13 protein-coding genes are annotated in these 14,136 nt (G+C 49.9%); 5 read left to right on the forward strand and 8 right to left on the reverse strand.

Annotated elements, in window-relative coordinates; genetic code table 11:
- Positions 1 to 107: 107 nt before the first annotated feature.
- Entirely contained in the window at positions 108 to 2,357 is a 2,250-nt protein-coding gene (locus GS601_RS13315; protein WP_162423774.1) for a Tex family protein, read from the reverse strand.
- 468 nt (positions 2,358 to 2,825) lie between these two features.
- Entirely contained in the window at positions 2,826 to 3,509 is a 684-nt protein-coding gene (locus GS601_RS13320) for a hypothetical protein (protein WP_238393254.1), read from the reverse strand.
- A gap of 378 nt (positions 3,510 to 3,887) precedes the next feature.
- On the opposite strand from GS601_RS13320, the gene dxs reads away from it, so the two are divergent.
- Positions 3,888 to 5,777, forward strand: coding sequence for a 1-deoxy-D-xylulose-5-phosphate synthase (dxs, locus tag GS601_RS13325; RefSeq protein WP_162423776.1), 1,890 nt, complete (start codon positions 3,888 to 3,890; stop codon positions 5,775 to 5,777).
- A gap of 124 nt (positions 5,778 to 5,901) precedes the next feature.
- Here dxs and GS601_RS13330 read toward each other — a convergent pair whose 3' ends face one another.
- Positions 5,902 to 8,142, reverse strand: coding sequence for an S-layer homology domain-containing protein (locus tag GS601_RS13330; protein WP_162423777.1), 2,241 nt, complete (start codon positions 8,140 to 8,142; stop codon positions 5,902 to 5,904).
- A 452-nt stretch (positions 8,143 to 8,594) separates the two neighbouring features.
- Between GS601_RS13330 and GS601_RS13335 the strand changes: the two genes are divergently transcribed.
- The 3 genes from GS601_RS13335 (at position 8,595) to GS601_RS23240 (ending at position 10,064) form a co-directional block, all read left to right on the forward strand.
- The gene (locus tag GS601_RS13335) at positions 8,595 to 8,927 is read left to right on the forward strand and encodes a hypothetical protein (RefSeq protein ID WP_162423778.1); all 333 of its coding nucleotides are present in this window, start codon (positions 8,595 to 8,597) and stop codon (positions 8,925 to 8,927) included.
- A 119-nt stretch (positions 8,928 to 9,046) separates the two neighbouring features.
- Positions 9,047 to 9,394 (forward strand): YtxH domain-containing protein, encoded by a 348-nt coding sequence (locus tag GS601_RS13340; RefSeq protein WP_162423779.1) that lies wholly within the window; start codon positions 9,047 to 9,049, stop codon positions 9,392 to 9,394.
- Positions 9,395 to 9,398: 4 nt separating this feature from the next.
- Complete coding sequence (locus tag GS601_RS23240) at positions 9,399 to 10,064, forward strand: DUF948 domain-containing protein (protein ID WP_238393255.1); 666 nt, start codon at positions 9,399 to 9,401, stop codon at positions 10,062 to 10,064.
- A 98-nt stretch (positions 10,065 to 10,162) separates the two neighbouring features.
- On the opposite strand, the gene tpiA is transcribed toward GS601_RS23240, so the two are convergent.
- From tpiA to GS601_RS23950, 3 genes are all read right to left on the reverse strand, one after another.
- Positions 10,163 to 10,891, reverse strand: a complete 729-nt coding sequence (gene tpiA / locus GS601_RS13350) for a triose-phosphate isomerase (RefSeq protein ID WP_162423780.1) — start codon at positions 10,889 to 10,891, stop codon at positions 10,163 to 10,165.
- 132 nt (positions 10,892 to 11,023) lie between these two features.
- The gene (locus GS601_RS13355) at positions 11,024 to 11,272 is read right to left on the reverse strand and encodes an Asr1405/Asl0597 family protein (protein ID WP_162423781.1); all 249 of its coding nucleotides are present in this window, start codon (positions 11,270 to 11,272) and stop codon (positions 11,024 to 11,026) included.
- 131 nt (positions 11,273 to 11,403) lie between these two features.
- Positions 11,404 to 11,775 (reverse strand): IS1/IS1595 family N-terminal zinc-binding domain-containing protein, encoded by a 372-nt coding sequence (locus GS601_RS23950; RefSeq protein WP_420800309.1) that lies wholly within the window; start codon positions 11,773 to 11,775, stop codon positions 11,404 to 11,406.
- A 262-nt stretch (positions 11,776 to 12,037) separates the two neighbouring features.
- Here GS601_RS23950 and dpsA point away from each other — a divergent pair, with 262 nt between their 5' ends.
- Positions 12,038 to 12,574: a DNA starvation/stress protection protein DpsA gene (dpsA, locus tag GS601_RS13360; protein WP_162423782.1), complete on the forward strand. Its 537-nt coding sequence runs from the start codon at positions 12,038 to 12,040 to the stop codon at positions 12,572 to 12,574.
- A 554-nt stretch (positions 12,575 to 13,128) separates the two neighbouring features.
- Here the strand turns inward: dpsA and GS601_RS13370 are convergent.
- Together GS601_RS13370 and GS601_RS13375 are read right to left on the reverse strand one after the other, a co-directional pair.
- Complete coding sequence (locus GS601_RS13370) at positions 13,129 to 13,734, reverse strand: Crp/Fnr family transcriptional regulator (protein ID WP_202925073.1); 606 nt, start codon at positions 13,732 to 13,734, stop codon at positions 13,129 to 13,131.
- Between the two features lie 13 nt (positions 13,735 to 13,747).
- A complete protein-coding gene (locus tag GS601_RS13375; RefSeq protein WP_162423784.1) occupies positions 13,748 to 14,053 on the reverse strand; it encodes a hypothetical protein in 306 nt (101 codons plus the stop codon).
- Between the last annotated feature and the right edge of the window lie 83 nt (positions 14,054 to 14,136).

Genomic DNA, 14,136 nt, shown 5'->3' on the forward strand with positions numbered 1-14,136 from the left:
GAACATGGCGCGAGTTCAACAGGGTTCCTGCGCTGCGATCGCCGATCCGGGAAGCCGCAAACGTAGAACACGACCGAGAAACGTTGCGGTAAGCTTGACAAACCAGTTTACAAACGCTTGCCAAATTTGGCTTTTAAATCATTGAGCGTTGTGGGTTTTTCAGCACGTTTATGATCTGTCTTGGGCGCACTGGCGCTTCGTTCTGGCTTCTCTCCCGTTCGCATAGATAGACCAATCCGCTTCAAACTTTCGTTGATCTCCATGACACGCACCTTCACCACTTGCCCCACTTTGACAATCTGGTTGGGGTCGCTAACAAAGCGATCGCTCAATTGCGAAACATGCACTAACCCATCTTGGTGAACGCCAATATCCACAAACGCTCCAAAGTTTGCCACGTTAGTGACAACGCCCTCCAACTCCATGCCAACGCGCAGATCAGAGAGTTCCTTGATGCCTTCTTTGAACGTGGCGTACTTAAATTCGGCGCGGGGGTCGCGTCCAGGTTTTTCAAGCTCACGAATGATATCGCGTAGGGTAGGTTCGCCGATCGTATCGGTGATATATTTTCTCAGGTTTTTGCCGAGTTGGTCTGCAATTTGAGGCGTTTGGCTGAGCGGAACGGATAAATCTTTTGCGATCGCGCTCACGAGGGGATAACTCTCAGGGTGAACGGCGGTATTGTCGAGGGGGTTTTTACCATCGCGAATTCGCAAAAACCCTGCCGCTTGCTCAAAGGCTTTAGGTCCCAACTTTGGCACCTTGAGCAACATCTTGCGATCGCTAAAGGCTCCATTTTCGTTACGATACGCCACAATATTATTGGCAATGGTAGCGCTAATGCCAGAAACAGAAGTCAGCAACTCTTTGGATGCCGTATTGAGATCAACACCAACAAAGTTGACACAACTCTCAACCGTCTCGCCCAGCTTCTTCTTCAGCAGTTTTTGATCGACATCATGCTGATATTGCCCTACGCCGATCGATTTGGGATCGAGTTTGACCAATTCAGCTAACGGATCTTGCAAACGGCGACCAATACTAATGGCACCCCGAACGGTGATGTCGAGATCGGGAAACTCTGCGATCGCAACTTCACTAGCCGAGTAAATCGATGCCCCTGATTCATTCACCATGACTTTTATCGGCTTTTGCTCTAGCGTTGCTAATACTTCTCCCACAAATTCATCAGTTTCTCGGCTTGCCGTTCCGTTTCCGATTGCAATTAGCTCAATTTTGTAGTTCTGAATCAGTTGCTTTAGCGTTGCTGCGGCTTGCTTTCTTTTTTCTACCCCAGTGTGCGGAAAAATTGCCTGATACTGTAAAAATTTCCCGGTCTGATCTAAAACGGCAGCTTTGCACCCAGTGCGGAAACCTGGATCAAGCGCCAACGTCGGTTTCATTCCCGCAGGAGCAGACAACAGCAATTCCCGTAAGTTTGTTTCAAAGGTTTTGATCGATTCGATATCCGCCTCTAGTTTTTTCTCTGCCCTGACTTCGCCGACCAATGAGTTTCGCATCAAGCGATTAAACATATCTTTCAGCATCTTGCGATAAAACTCGCGAACGGGTTGCGCTTTGCTGAAAATTTCTTGGGTTTCTAAATAGTGTTGAATCGCTTCCTCATCAAAAACTAGAGCAACGTCTAAAATGCCTTCTGCCTCGCCACGACAGAGCGCTAATAAGTTATGAGGCGCGATCGCGCTCACCTTTGCTTGGAACGTTCGATACATTTCAAACTTAGTTGTTCCTTCAGGATGATCGGCTTTAATGCGCGAATTAAAGGCACCTGTTTCTAACAAAAACTCGCGCACATATGCCCGAAGATTCGCTTTTTCAGACACTTCTTCCGCCAAAATATCTGATGCGCCTTGCAAAGCTTCTTCAAGTGTTTTGACGCCTTTTTGTTCAGAAACATACGTCGTTGCTTCCGCTTCTAATGAAGCAGAACGGTTGGACTGATTGAGCAATTTTATCCAAGCAGCGAAGGGTTCTAGCCCTTTTTCTTTAGCGATCGTAGCGCGGGTTCGTCGCTTTGGGCGGTAGGGTAAATATAAGTCTTCTAACTCATTTTTTTGCAGACAAGTTTCAATTTTAGTCTTCAAATCTTGAGTTAGTTTTCCTTGAGATTCAATCGAGTCGAGAATGCTTTTCTTGCGCTCTTCTACTTCCGTTAAATAGGTGTAGCGATCGCTGAGATCCCGCAGTTGGATCTCATTGAGTTCGCCCGTCCGCTCTTTGCGATATCGCGCAATAAATGGAACAGTTGCTCCTTCTGCAAAGAGGTCTAATGCGCTGCTCACCTGCGCTGGGCGAAGGGAAAGCTCTTCGGCTAGAAGTTTTTGAATATCAAGCATTGAGACACTGATTCGTGAGTTACAATTTGTAGCCCGGTGAAGTTGCTTCGGGGCGAGCTACCATTTTGGCGTAGTCTGTCGATTTTAGATCGGTTTTCTCAATTGTGCCGAAGCTATCCCTGGGAAGCATCACAGTTCCGTCGGTTCAATTTTTTGGATTAGGAACAGGTTATCGAGGATTGTTCAAGGTAGCTGGCTAGATTTTCCTTGCTCAACTTTCTTTCCACAACTTGAATAACGAACTCGTATTTTTGAGCTTGGCTGAGATTCAGGACAAACCTGTTCAATCGTAAAGGTGATAATGAGGTCGGCTCTGATTGAAGATTAGGAATCAGATTGACATTCCTTCATCCTCTTAAATTCAGTCTCATTTCTTGAGTACTAGAAGCATAACTTTCCGAACTCGATTAGCAGCATCAGCATTCCGTGACGAAAAAGTTATGCTTCTGGTGACAATGAGGGTAGCAACTAATTTCGTTGAGGAAGCGGCGTGTTGAGCGTTGGGCTAGGTTGTACAGGCGATGAGCCGGGTGGTAAGGGGGTGCCCGGTGTTGACGGACTCGCAGAAGGAGTAATCGTTGGAACGGCTGGCGGCAGATCAGAGCTAGGGATTGTTACAGGTACCAAATCGCGGGGGCGATCGCTCGTATCGAGACAGGTTGCGATCGCTTGCTTTGTCGCAATGTTAAGGTCATTATTCAACCCTACGACACACCGAGAAAACGTTGCCGGTAAAAGCGTACGACGGCAACTGTCTAGCACATCTGCAAATGCGGTTTGAGCAGCTTGCCGCCCAATATCGACTACACAGGTTGCGGCTTCTAGGGGGCGTCGAACCTGACGACAAACAGACAACGCATCCACCCCCGCCACCTGAACTTCTGCCATACGACGCACACACACGCCCAAATCATCGGGGCGCACTGCATTAGAACATGCCTCGGCCACCACCGCCGTTGGCACATTGGCACGAGCAAGATCAGCCGCACAAAGCCGATAAAGATTGGGTTCTGGACGTTCAAATAAATCATCCAGCACCGCTCCATGAGCCGGAACGATGAATGCCATATGCAACTCCGGAGGAAGCGGCACGGCAAGGGCAACAAGACTCGCTGTGATCACCTGCGCGACAGGCAACCGAAAAACTCTCATCAGGTTAGGCATAGTAATTACGAAGTGACAGTCTGGCTTTAGAGAAAATTGTGACATAAGGGAGGGGTAGAGGGCGACAAACCTGAAATGAGAACAGTCAAGAGCACGGATGAGTGCTGGGCATGTCTAATCGGTTGCTAATAGATTGAGGGATTGAAAGTCGCGGCAATAACAGATCAAAAACGACAGATCAAAAACCTTGGGTGCACCCAAAGCAGCCTTCCTTGGTGGGGCAGTTTGGCAAATTGCAGATTCGTTGGTTCTCATTTCTCTGTAAGATGAAATATGACGCCCCGCCGAATCGTCCCCCTCAATGAACTACAGTGTTAAGAGAAAGTAGACAAACTACCGATCACGTCATCCGAAGGATATCCCGGTATGCATCTGAGTGAATTAACCCACCCAAACCAGTTGCACGGTCTGTCGATTTATCAGCTTCAGCAAATCGCCAGACAAATTCGCGAAAAGCATCTGCAAACCGTAGCCACAAGCGGGGGACATCTTGGTCCCGGATTGGGTGTCGTCGAGTTGACCCTGGCCCTTTATCAGACCCTCGATCTCGATCGCGACAAAGTAACCTGGGATGTGGGTCACCAGGCTTATCCCCACAAGCTGATCACCGGACGGTATGATGGTTTCCACACGCTGCGTCAGAAAGATGGCATTGCCGGATACCTCAAGCGGAGCGAAAGCGAGTTTGATCATTTTGGGGCGGGTCATGCCTCGACCAGCATTTCGGCAGCGCTAGGGATGGCGTTGGCGCGCGATGCCAAGGGGGAGAAGTTTAAAACGGTCGCTGTGATTGGCGATGGGGCGTTAACGGGAGGCATGGCGCTCGAAGCCATCAACCATGCTGGGCACTTGCCTAAAACCAATCTGCTAGTCGTGCTCAACGACAACGAGATGTCGATTTCTCCAAATGTGGGAGCGATTCCTCGCTATCTCAACAAGATTCGCCTCAGTCCGCCTGTTCAGTTTCTCTCGGACAACTTAGAAGAACAGGTTAAAAATCTGCCATTTTCGCCAGAGTTGTCGCGGCTGAAAGAGGGCATGAAGCGCCTTGCTGTGCCCAAAGTGGGAGCCGTGTTTGAGGAATTGGGCTTTACCTACATGGGCCCGGTGGATGGGCATAACTTGGAAGAACTGATTGCCATGTTTAAAGAGGCACATCAGATCCAGGGTCCGGTGCTGGTGCATGTGTCTACGGTTAAGGGGAAAGGGTATGCGATCGCAGAAGCCGATCAGGTGGGCTACCACGCTCAGACACCGTTTAACCTCGCGACCGGAAAAGTCAACCCATCGAGCAAACCCAAGCCTCCGGGTTACTCCAAGGTGTTTGGCGAAACCCTCTCGAAACTGGCAGAAAACGATCCGAGAATCATCGGCATTACGGCCGCCATGGCAACCGGAACCGGGTTAGATATTTTGCAAAAGCGAGTGCCAAAGCAATACATCGATGTGGGCATTGCCGAGCAGCACGCCGTTACCTTGGCGGCAGGTCTTGCCTGTGAAGGAATGCGCCCGGTTGCCACCATTTACTCGACGTTCTTGCAGCGAGCCTTTGATCAAATCATTCATGATGTTTGCATACAGAAGCTCCCTGTGTTTTTCTGTATGGATCGTGCTGGCATTGTTGGCTCGGATGGACCGACTCACCAGGGCATGTACGATATTGCCTATTTGCGGTGCATTCCGAACATGGTGCTGATGGCTCCTAAAGACGAAGCTGAACTTCAGCGCATGGTGGTGACTGGCATTAATTACACCAAAGGTGCGATCGCGCTGCGCTATCCCAGAGGCAATGGCTATGGCGTACCCCTCATGGAAGAAGGGTGGGAACCTCTCCCCATCGGCAAAGGCGAAGTTCTTCGTCAAGGAGACGATATCTTGCTGGTTGCCTATGGTTCCATGGTCTATCCTGCGATGCAGACGGCGGAGATTCTCACCGAGCATGGCATCGAGGCAACGGTGATTAATGCCCGATTTGCCAAGCCCCTCGATACAGAACTGATTCTACCGTTGGCACAGCAAATTGGTCGGGTGGTGACGCTGGAAGAAGGCTGTCTGCAAGGTGGCTTTGGTGCAGCCCTGCTCGAAGCGATGATGGATGCAGAAGTAGTTGTGCCCGTCACCCGCGTTGGTGTGCCTGACCTGCTGGTAGATCACGCAACTGCCGAAGAATCCAAAGCAGAGTTGAGCTTGACGCCGCCTCAGATGGCAGACCGAATTCTTAAGCTGTTTAGCAAGCAGCCTGTAGCCGTCAGCTAATTTAGGGTTGCCAACAAGGTGTTGGTTGGTTGCGAAAAGCAAGGATGATTTGCCCTTCCCCTGGGTAACGGTGAGGGCAAATCTGGGTCTTATCCAATCAATCTCTTTCCTGAGAGTCTCGCCGTTAAGCCGTCACGACGTAGGGTGAATCGAGCGCGGCGACCCGCCCATCTCGAACCAAGGTTTGATAGACCATGGCAGACACCTCCGCGCGGCTGGCTTCCCGATTGGGGTTAAACAGCCTTTGGTTTGGATAATTTACGATGATGTCTGCTTTGGCTGCCGCCGCCACCCGATCTTGGAAGGGCTGGGGAACTGCGCTGCGATCGTCGAAAATTGTCAGCACATTGGGGTCGGCAGGGGTTAGACCAAAGCCACTGACCAACGACAGCACCAACTGAAGGCGAGTCACATTCTGATTGGGTTTGAATGTGCCATCGGGAAAGCCCGAAATGAATCCGGCTCGGTAGGCTTGATCAATCGCACTTTTTGCCCAAAAGCTTCCTGGAACATCTGGAAAGGTCGTTCCTTCCCGCTTGGGGTTGGGGTTAAACGCCTTTGCCAAAATGGCAGCATACTGGGCGCGAGTCATCGACGTGTCAGGCTTGAACGTGCCATCAGCAAACCCTTGAATCACGTCTTGGCTAGACAGACCCAGAACGAAATCTTTTGCCCAATGGTTTGTGAGGTCGGTAAAGGCAGTGGTTGAGATATCGGGATTGACGATGTAGGTGGATGCGATCGCATTGACTTTGCTAGTCGCGACCAACGACTGATAGATAAACGCCGCCACCTCAGCCCGGCTGATATCTTGCAACGGCTTAAGCTGAGAGACATTGGGATAGTTCACGACTATCCGACGCTGGGTTGCCGTTGCCACTTTATCCACGGCATAGCTAGGAATTTGAGCGCGATCGCTATATAGCCCCAAATTTAGCGGTGTTCCTCCACTTAAGCCGAGTCCACTAATCAGCGCCACTAGCGCCTGAGTTCGTGTAAGATTCAATCCCGGACGAAAGCTGCCATCTGGAAATCCGGTGATGAACCCCATCCGAGTAGCTCGATTGATCGCCTCGAAGGCCCAGAAATTTTGCGCGACATCCGAGAATGTTCTAGCGTCTTGGGTTAGGGGTAGATCAAACGACTTAGATACGATCGCGGCAAATTCTGCCCGGCTGAGCGATGATTCAGGTTTAAACGTGCCATTGGGGAAGCCACTGATTGATCCTCGGCTGACTAATCCCTGAATAAAACTTTCTGCCCAATGTCCCCGAATGTCTGCCAGGTCACCCGATGGGGCAGGGGTAGGAGTCGGCGTTGGGCTGGGCGTCGGGCTGGGCGTCGGGCTGGGCGTTGGCACTGGAATTGGGATCGGGCTAGGCGTTGGAGTTGGGCTAGGCGTTGGAGTTGGGCTAGGCGTCGGACTGGGCGTCGGGCTAGGCGTTGGCACTGGAACTGGAGTCGGAGTCGGGGTGGGAACTTGGCTGACTTGCAAATCGACAGAGCCAGCAATCTTTGACGGATTGATCTGATTGCCAACCGAAACGATCGTAATTTGGGGATTGGTCGCATTCTGAATATCAAATTCACCGTTGTCCCGCAGAATATTTCCCCCCGGATCTTGGGAACTGCCCAAATTAGGGGACGAGCTTTCCACCGCAATCAAGCCGCTTTCGGCATTTTTTTCGATGATGTTGCCCCGCAAAACCGGACGGGCAGAGCGAGAGAGAACAATTCCGTTGCGGTTTTCAAGGATGCGATTTTCGACCAGCAACGGAGCCGCCGTATCCCCGATCGCAAATCCATAGCCTGTGTTTTGACAAACGTTCCGCCGAAATTCTCCTTTTGTCGTGCGGACGATCGATACACCGTTCGCATCATTTCTTACAAACACACAATCCGCCACGATGGGATTAGCGCTGCCAGTCGCAAACACGCCTTCTCGCTTACACTCTACAAAGGTGCAGCTTGCGATCGTAGGAGCCGTCGATTCGATCCAAGCCCCGGTGCCGCGAATATTGGGGTTCGTCACCGTCACCCCGCGCAACTGGGCATTTGTCTCTAGCCGAAATGTGACGCTTTGCCCGGCAAAGGTTGGGCTAAGGTAGGTGCCGCCTCCCTTCACTAAAATGCCGTTGCCTTTATTGGTTTCGTTGCCAACGACCGCAACACCGCCTGGAATCACTAACGGAAAAACTTCACCACTGGCAGCATCATAGGTTCCAGAAGCAAGCTGAATCGTGCCAGACCTTGCCTGTTGCAGAGCGCGAGTAATTGTTTTGAACGGCGCAGCTTGAGTGCCTGCTGCACTATCGTTGCCGCTGGCTGGATTGACATAAAGGGCAGATGACGGGGACTGTACCATAACTCAAACGTTCCGAATATACTATTTCTACACAGAGCCGATTCTACACAGAGCCGACTGAACCGGTCTCAGCCGTAAATGAGATGGAATAACGATCAGAACTGATGCACTCGCCCCCTCAATTTCCCAACCTTGGGGTCTGTAATCTCTTGCTCCTTCAAGGTTGAGGGTTAGGGGGCAAAATTATGATTGAGTGCGTCAGTCCTAACAATTGCCTGACAATTGCAGAAGTTCGGCATTCACAAAGGTCTTCATGATAGCGATCGCAACTGAAACGGCACTGCTTCGGCAATATCTTTTTACCTGCAAAAACCAAATCTGTCTCATCAAATTTGCATTAATTTGTCGGTTAAACGCTAAAAGCGATCGCTATGATGAGAAGAAGCTGGCAGACTGACTGAGGTTTCTAAACCCTAAATGCCTGACAGATTTCTAAATCGGAGGGTCGGCGTATGGTGGCGATCGTTGTCGTTATAAACCTGCTAATCGCGCTATTTGGCTTTTGGCTCGCTTGCAAAGTCTGGCGACTGCGCCGAACCCTTTCTCAAGCAGCCGATGCGATCGCTCTAGCCGAGCGCAATACCCATCATGTGCTTGGCAATGCCCCCACCGCAATTTTGCGCGGGCAACTAGGAACTCAGGAATTGCGTCAAACCTATCAGCAACTCCAACCTAAAGTTCGTCAGGCTCAGCAAGCCCTCGCCCTCCTCAGCCTGAGCCAAACCATCCTCAGCCGCCGGTTTTTGCTCCGTCGCATTAAGAAATCTACGGCAACACGACGGTAGTGGAGGCAGACCGCTAGGATCTGGCAGAATGGGGTAAGCTCCATGGAGTAGGATTGCTCCCAGCAGACACAGTTTGGCTGAGCAAGATGGGCTGAGCAAGAAGGAGAATACGGGAAACTATGGCAAACAATCGGTCTGGAGCGTTTTTAGGAGGAATGGTCATTGGGGCAGCGATCGGCGCGATCGCTGGCATTTTGGCGGCTCCTCGGACTGGGCAAGAAACGCGACAACTGCTGAAAAAATCGGCGGATGCCCTTCCTGACCTGGCAGAAGATTTGTCTACCACGGTGCAACTGCAAGCCGATCGGCTCTCTGAAACCGCGTTGCGAAACTGGGACGGAACCCTAGGACGCTTACGAGAAGCCATTTCTGCCGGTGTCGAAGCCACGCGCGAAAACCAACTGCTCACCCGCGACGCCGAGCAAAAATCTGATTCTCAACCTCCTCTGCGCGATCGTTTACGATAGGCTCATGCTGGTGATTGATCCCATTTTTTGGCTAGGATTCTCGATTCTTTTGGTGGCAGTCAGCATTGCGGCTGTCTTGGTCGTGGCTGTGCCTGCGTTTCAAGAATTGGGCAGAGCCGCCCGCAGCGCTGAAAAGCTGTTTGATACCCTCAATCGTGAGTTGCCACCGACCCTAGAAGCGATGCGGCTAACAGGGTTGGAGATCAGTGAACTGACCGATGACATGAGTCAGGGCGTCCAAAGTGCGGGGCAAGTGGTTAAACAGGTCGATCAAAGCATCACAGGGGTGAAGCAGCAGGTTCAGAAAGCCCAAGTCACGAGCCGTAGCGTTTTGGCTGGCATGAAAACGGCATGGCGGACGTTTACTCAGCCTGCTAGATCCCGCCGTAATGACGTTTCTGACGATCGCTTGACCCGTTTAGATTCAGATCGCTCTGCCAGCATGGTCAGAGATGCTCGTCGCTCTGCCCAACTAGAGCGCTATCGAGACGACGTTGGACAGCTTTACTCTGAGCAAAATTACGACGATCGCCTTGATGAGCCGCCAGACGAAGACTATCTTCCTGTTGAGCAAGATGTGGGTAACGGCAACCGTCGGCTTGCTGAGGGTCAAGAGTTGCCTCCTTATTCTGAGGATTATCATCCCGTGCGCCGAGATAGCGGGTATTAGACTATATCTGATCTGTCGAATTCACATTCATCTAGGAGACGGGTTAATCTAGGATGACGGGTTGCCCGAAGGTGAGGCTAGGCAAAACCATTCTGCTGCTATACCTTGTAATTCACCAGCTTGGCAAAGTCTTGGGGATCTAAACTTGCCCCGCCGACTAGTGCCCCATCAATTTCAGATTGTGCCATAATCTCGTTGATGTTGTCGGGCTTGACCGAGCCACCATACTGAATCGTCATGTCAGGATTGCTCAGCTTGCTCCGAATCAGACCGATCACGCGATTTGCCTCAGCCGATGCACAGGTATCTCCCGTGCCGATCGCCCAAATTGGCTCATAGGCGATGATTAAATGCTCCTGATCAACATCGATCAGATCGTGTTCCAACTGCTTGAAAATTATGGCTTCAGTTTCTCCGGCATCGCGCTGCTGTTTGCTTTCGCCTACACACAAAATTGGAATTAAGCCTGCTTTCTGAGCCGCTTTCAGGCGCAGATTCACGGTTTCGTCGGTTTCGCCAAAAAACTGTCGCCGCTCGCTGTGCCCAATCACGACATAGCGGACACCCACTTCGACCAGCATCAACGCTGAAATCTCGCCTGTGAAAGCTCCCGATTCTGCCCAATGAACATTCTGAGCGCCAATTTGGATGCGGCTACCATGCAAATTTCTAGACAACGTGCCAAGATCGGTGAACGGAGCGCACAACACAATGTCTCGATCGTCAGGGGTGGTGTCTAGTTGGGGCAAAAAGCCCTGCAAAAACTCCAGCGTCTCTGCTCGGGTTTTAAACATTTTCCAGTTGCCAGCAATGATAACTTTTCGCACAGGTTGCTCAGCCTAAAATCACGTTTAATTGCATCCTTCAGTCTACGGCTTTGGGGGACACTTTTGCATGGTTGGGGGATTTAGGTTAGGGCAAGGCGGCTTTTAGGGCGAAATCTCCTTAGCGTTGGGTCTCTAGCTTTGGGGAAGTTGCCAGCAGGTTTCTAGCCATTCGATCAGATGCGATCGCGCCTTGGTCTGCTTCACCACGCTCCAAAGATGAATCAGTGCGATCGCGCTATCAATCTGCACGGTTAGCGACTGATGGGCAGCACACCAACACGGAACATTTAATTCTTGTAAACGAAAGTATACCTGCCATCGATCATCACACTGGATTTCCACGATTTCGCTTGATTGATAGGGTGTATTTTCCAAGTTCATGACGGTTCTCACAAATCAGATTTAATCTCAATAAATTTTGGATACTAGGGTCAAATTCCCATGACACTGCTAAACAATGTAATGAGCTATTTTTATGGACAGTCTAAACATAAAGCTGCCGTAGATTTTTCTCATGAATCCCAACGATTTGAAGAACTTAGATGATTTCTAAAAACCTTATATTGCTCTAAGAAACTAGGGGAACGAGAGTCGATAGTTTCATCTAATTCCTCATTGTTAGGTCGTTCGTGTAAGGTCGATCCTGCCTTCCTAACCCAGTTGCTCACTGTGTTATGGCTGATGCCTGTAGATCGTTCAATCGCTCGTAACCCAATACCATCGCGATACATTTTTAGGCAAATTTGTTTAGCGTCTTCTGAGTAACCTTTAGTTGTATAAAACTCAATGAACTGCCTTCCACAACTTTTACAGAGATAACATTGTTTCCCTCGACGGTGACCATTTTTATTGATTTGCTCTGATTGGCAGTGAGGGCATTTCATTTCTAAATTGGGCAAGGTAAGGATTAAAAACTAAACATTCATCTTTAGGAAAAGGCATTCCAATTTCAGTATTAAAAACTCTTCTCAACTGTGGCTGAGACAGTCACTTTTTTCCCTTGCTTTTTGATAGAAAACATGGCTCAATCGAAGTATAGGTTTGTGCAGTGGTACAAAACGAACGACTAGCGCTTGTTGCCGTTTATCGGTTGAAGGTTGCTAGGCAGAGAACACTGCCAAAAAGAAATGTTGACAGGAGGATATGATGGTTAATGCTCAGACAATAGTTCGTCCTTATGGACAGATTGTAGACAACCCAGTTTTGCTAGAGCGCTCAACAACTGAACCCGTTTGCGAAGGATTGAATATTCTGTTTGCTAGCTTCCAAGCGTTGTACTTGCAATATCAAAAGCACCATCTTGTGGTAGAAGGGGCAGAATTTTATTCGTTGCATCAGTTTTTTCAGGAAAGTTATGAAGAAGCTCAAGAACACGGACATGAAATTGGGGAGCGACTCGATGGGTTGGGTGGTATTCCTGCCGTGAGTTTTAGCACGCTGTCACAACTCTGCTGTTTCACCCCTGAACCCGACGATGCCTTTAACTGCCGAGCCATGTTAGAGCATGACCTGAGTGCAGAACAAGCCATCATCACAGAGGTGAGACGCCGCGCTGCTCAAGCCGAATCGTTGGGCGATCGCGCAACTCGCTACCTGTATGAGAAGATTTTGCTCACTACCGAAAATCGTGCGTTTCATATTCACCACTTCTTAGCACCTGATAGTTTAGTCCTCAACCGTTGAGAGTGATTTGAGGTTTAGGCAATAGTACTGATGTGCGATCGTTGGGTGAGCGATCGCGCACATCAGTATTGTCCGTCTTCCAGTCGGGTTTTATTTCAAAATTGCGTTTCACCTCAGATTTGCTGTAAGTTTGCATCTTTTGCATGGGGTTTATCTTTTGGCTTGAGGACGTTGGGTAAAGGGCAGAGTAGTCAAACAGGGAATTATTATTGAGATACAGACTCAATTGATTCCCTTCCAGTAATTTACATAAATTCTCAATAATTGATGATTAAGTTTTATTAAAGATTTTGCGCTCAATGCTTCACACTTCTGCCCAGCAGCCGTTTTAGATCGTTCACTCAACTTGCCTGCTGAGGTGTTCTGCTCGCTGGATTGGCAAGCCTGAGGATAGTTTTGATAATGCTTAGCAGTTATAGAGCAGGAACGTTTACCAAATCTGCTGCCGTGGTGGGTAGCAAAACCAATCTTGCCACCCACGATTAAAACTCGGCAATGCGATTCTTGAAGTGCAATATGCTGCTCAAATTACACCCCGGTTCAATCGCTAGGATTCAGGTGTGGAGCAGAATCTGATGGCGGCGCAAGCGCGTGATTTTGCCTTGTTTTTCGAGTTCGCTGAGCAATCGAGTGACGGTGACGCGGGTGGTTCCTGTGAGTTCTGACAAGGTTTGGTGAGTTAGTCTAACGGTAATCACTCGTCCGCTTGGGTGGTCATGGCTAAATCGATTGGCTAACCATTCGAGTAGTTTTAGCACGCGATCGCGGCTCTGTTTTGTATGGGTAATGCTAAGCAGCTTTTCGGTTTGCTGAATATAGCGGAGCAGCGCTTCGGGCGGGCAGTATCTTGGAAAGGTCAGCGCGATCGCGTTGACCGGGGTAAGGCACTCGATCTGATAAGGCTGCAACGTAGAGAAGGGCTGCCCAACGAGGTCGCCTTCCCCCCAAATTCCAAGGGTGGCAACGTCTCCATTCTCGTTCCAGGTGAGCGATCGCACGAAGCCGCTTTCGATTTTCCAGAGCAAGTCAGGTCGCGACAAGAGGCTGTCTCGCCTGCGAAACACATACTCATTCACACGCTGCATAGGCGACATTCCAGAGCGCAGAACATGGGGTGCCTGAATCGTTGAACTTGAAGGGGGTGTGAGGAGGTTGATCATAGGAGGTGGTTTTTTATTTTTTGAAGGGACGCGGGGCGGGTTGAGCGGTTGGGCAATGGTGACATCGGCTGGCTTGACAAGCTCTCGCGATCGCGGGGCGGGGTTCAAAATCACGGCAGTCAATTGCCTGTTCGGTCAGGGCATCAGACGGGCGAACGGTGCACTTGAGATGGTAATCTCCTGTGAAAAAAGCACAGCCTGAGCAAGGAATTTGATGAAGCCGTTTGAGCCTAGAAATGCCATCTTTTGTGGCTGCACCAACGCTCAAACAAAATCCAATCACAATTGCCCAGGCAAGGAAGCAGCAAATATAAGTCATGAGCCTCAGTGATTGCGAATTAGTGATTGCGAAGAGGAACAGAGCTACATACAGTGTTTACATTAAGATGCTGTATGTAATAG

This window comes from Myxacorys almedinensis A (genome assembly GCF_010091945.1).
GTDB lineage: Bacteria > Cyanobacteriota > Cyanobacteriia > Leptolyngbyales > Leptolyngbyaceae > Myxacorys > Myxacorys almedinensis.

Excerpts from the sequence above, each read along its gene's own strand:
- GS601_RS13375 (WP_162423784.1), bottom strand. The coding sequence starts at position 14,053 with ATGACTTATATTTGCTGCTTCCTTGCCTGGGCAATTGTGATTGGATTT.
- GS601_RS23240 (WP_238393255.1), top strand. The coding sequence starts at position 9,399 with ATGCTGGTGATTGATCCCATTTTTTGGCTAGGATTCTCGATTCTTTTG.
- dpsA (WP_162423782.1), top strand. The coding sequence starts at position 12,038 with ATGGTTAATGCTCAGACAATAGTTCGTCCTTATGGACAGATTGTAGAC.
- GS601_RS13340 (WP_162423779.1), top strand. The coding sequence starts at position 9,047 with ATGGCAAACAATCGGTCTGGAGCGTTTTTAGGAGGAATGGTCATTGGG.
- GS601_RS13330 (WP_162423777.1), bottom strand. The coding sequence starts at position 8,142 with ATGGTACAGTCCCCGTCATCTGCCCTTTATGTCAATCCAGCCAGCGGC.
- GS601_RS13320 (WP_238393254.1), bottom strand. The coding sequence starts at position 3,509 with ATGAGAGTTTTTCGGTTGCCTGTCGCGCAGGTGATCACAGCGAGTCTT.
- GS601_RS13335 (WP_162423778.1), top strand. The coding sequence starts at position 8,595 with ATGGTGGCGATCGTTGTCGTTATAAACCTGCTAATCGCGCTATTTGGC.
- GS601_RS23950 (WP_420800309.1), bottom strand. The coding sequence starts at position 11,775 with ATGAAATGCCCTCACTGCCAATCAGAGCAAATCAATAAAAATGGTCAC.
- dxs (WP_162423776.1), top strand. The coding sequence starts at position 3,888 with ATGCATCTGAGTGAATTAACCCACCCAAACCAGTTGCACGGTCTGTCG.
- GS601_RS13370 (WP_202925073.1), bottom strand. The coding sequence starts at position 13,734 with ATGATCAACCTCCTCACACCCCCTTCAAGTTCAACGATTCAGGCACCC.
- GS601_RS13355 (WP_162423781.1), bottom strand. The coding sequence starts at position 11,272 with ATGAACTTGGAAAATACACCCTATCAATCAAGCGAAATCGTGGAAATC.
- GS601_RS13315 (WP_162423774.1), bottom strand. The coding sequence starts at position 2,357 with ATGCTTGATATTCAAAAACTTCTAGCCGAAGAGCTTTCCCTTCGCCCA.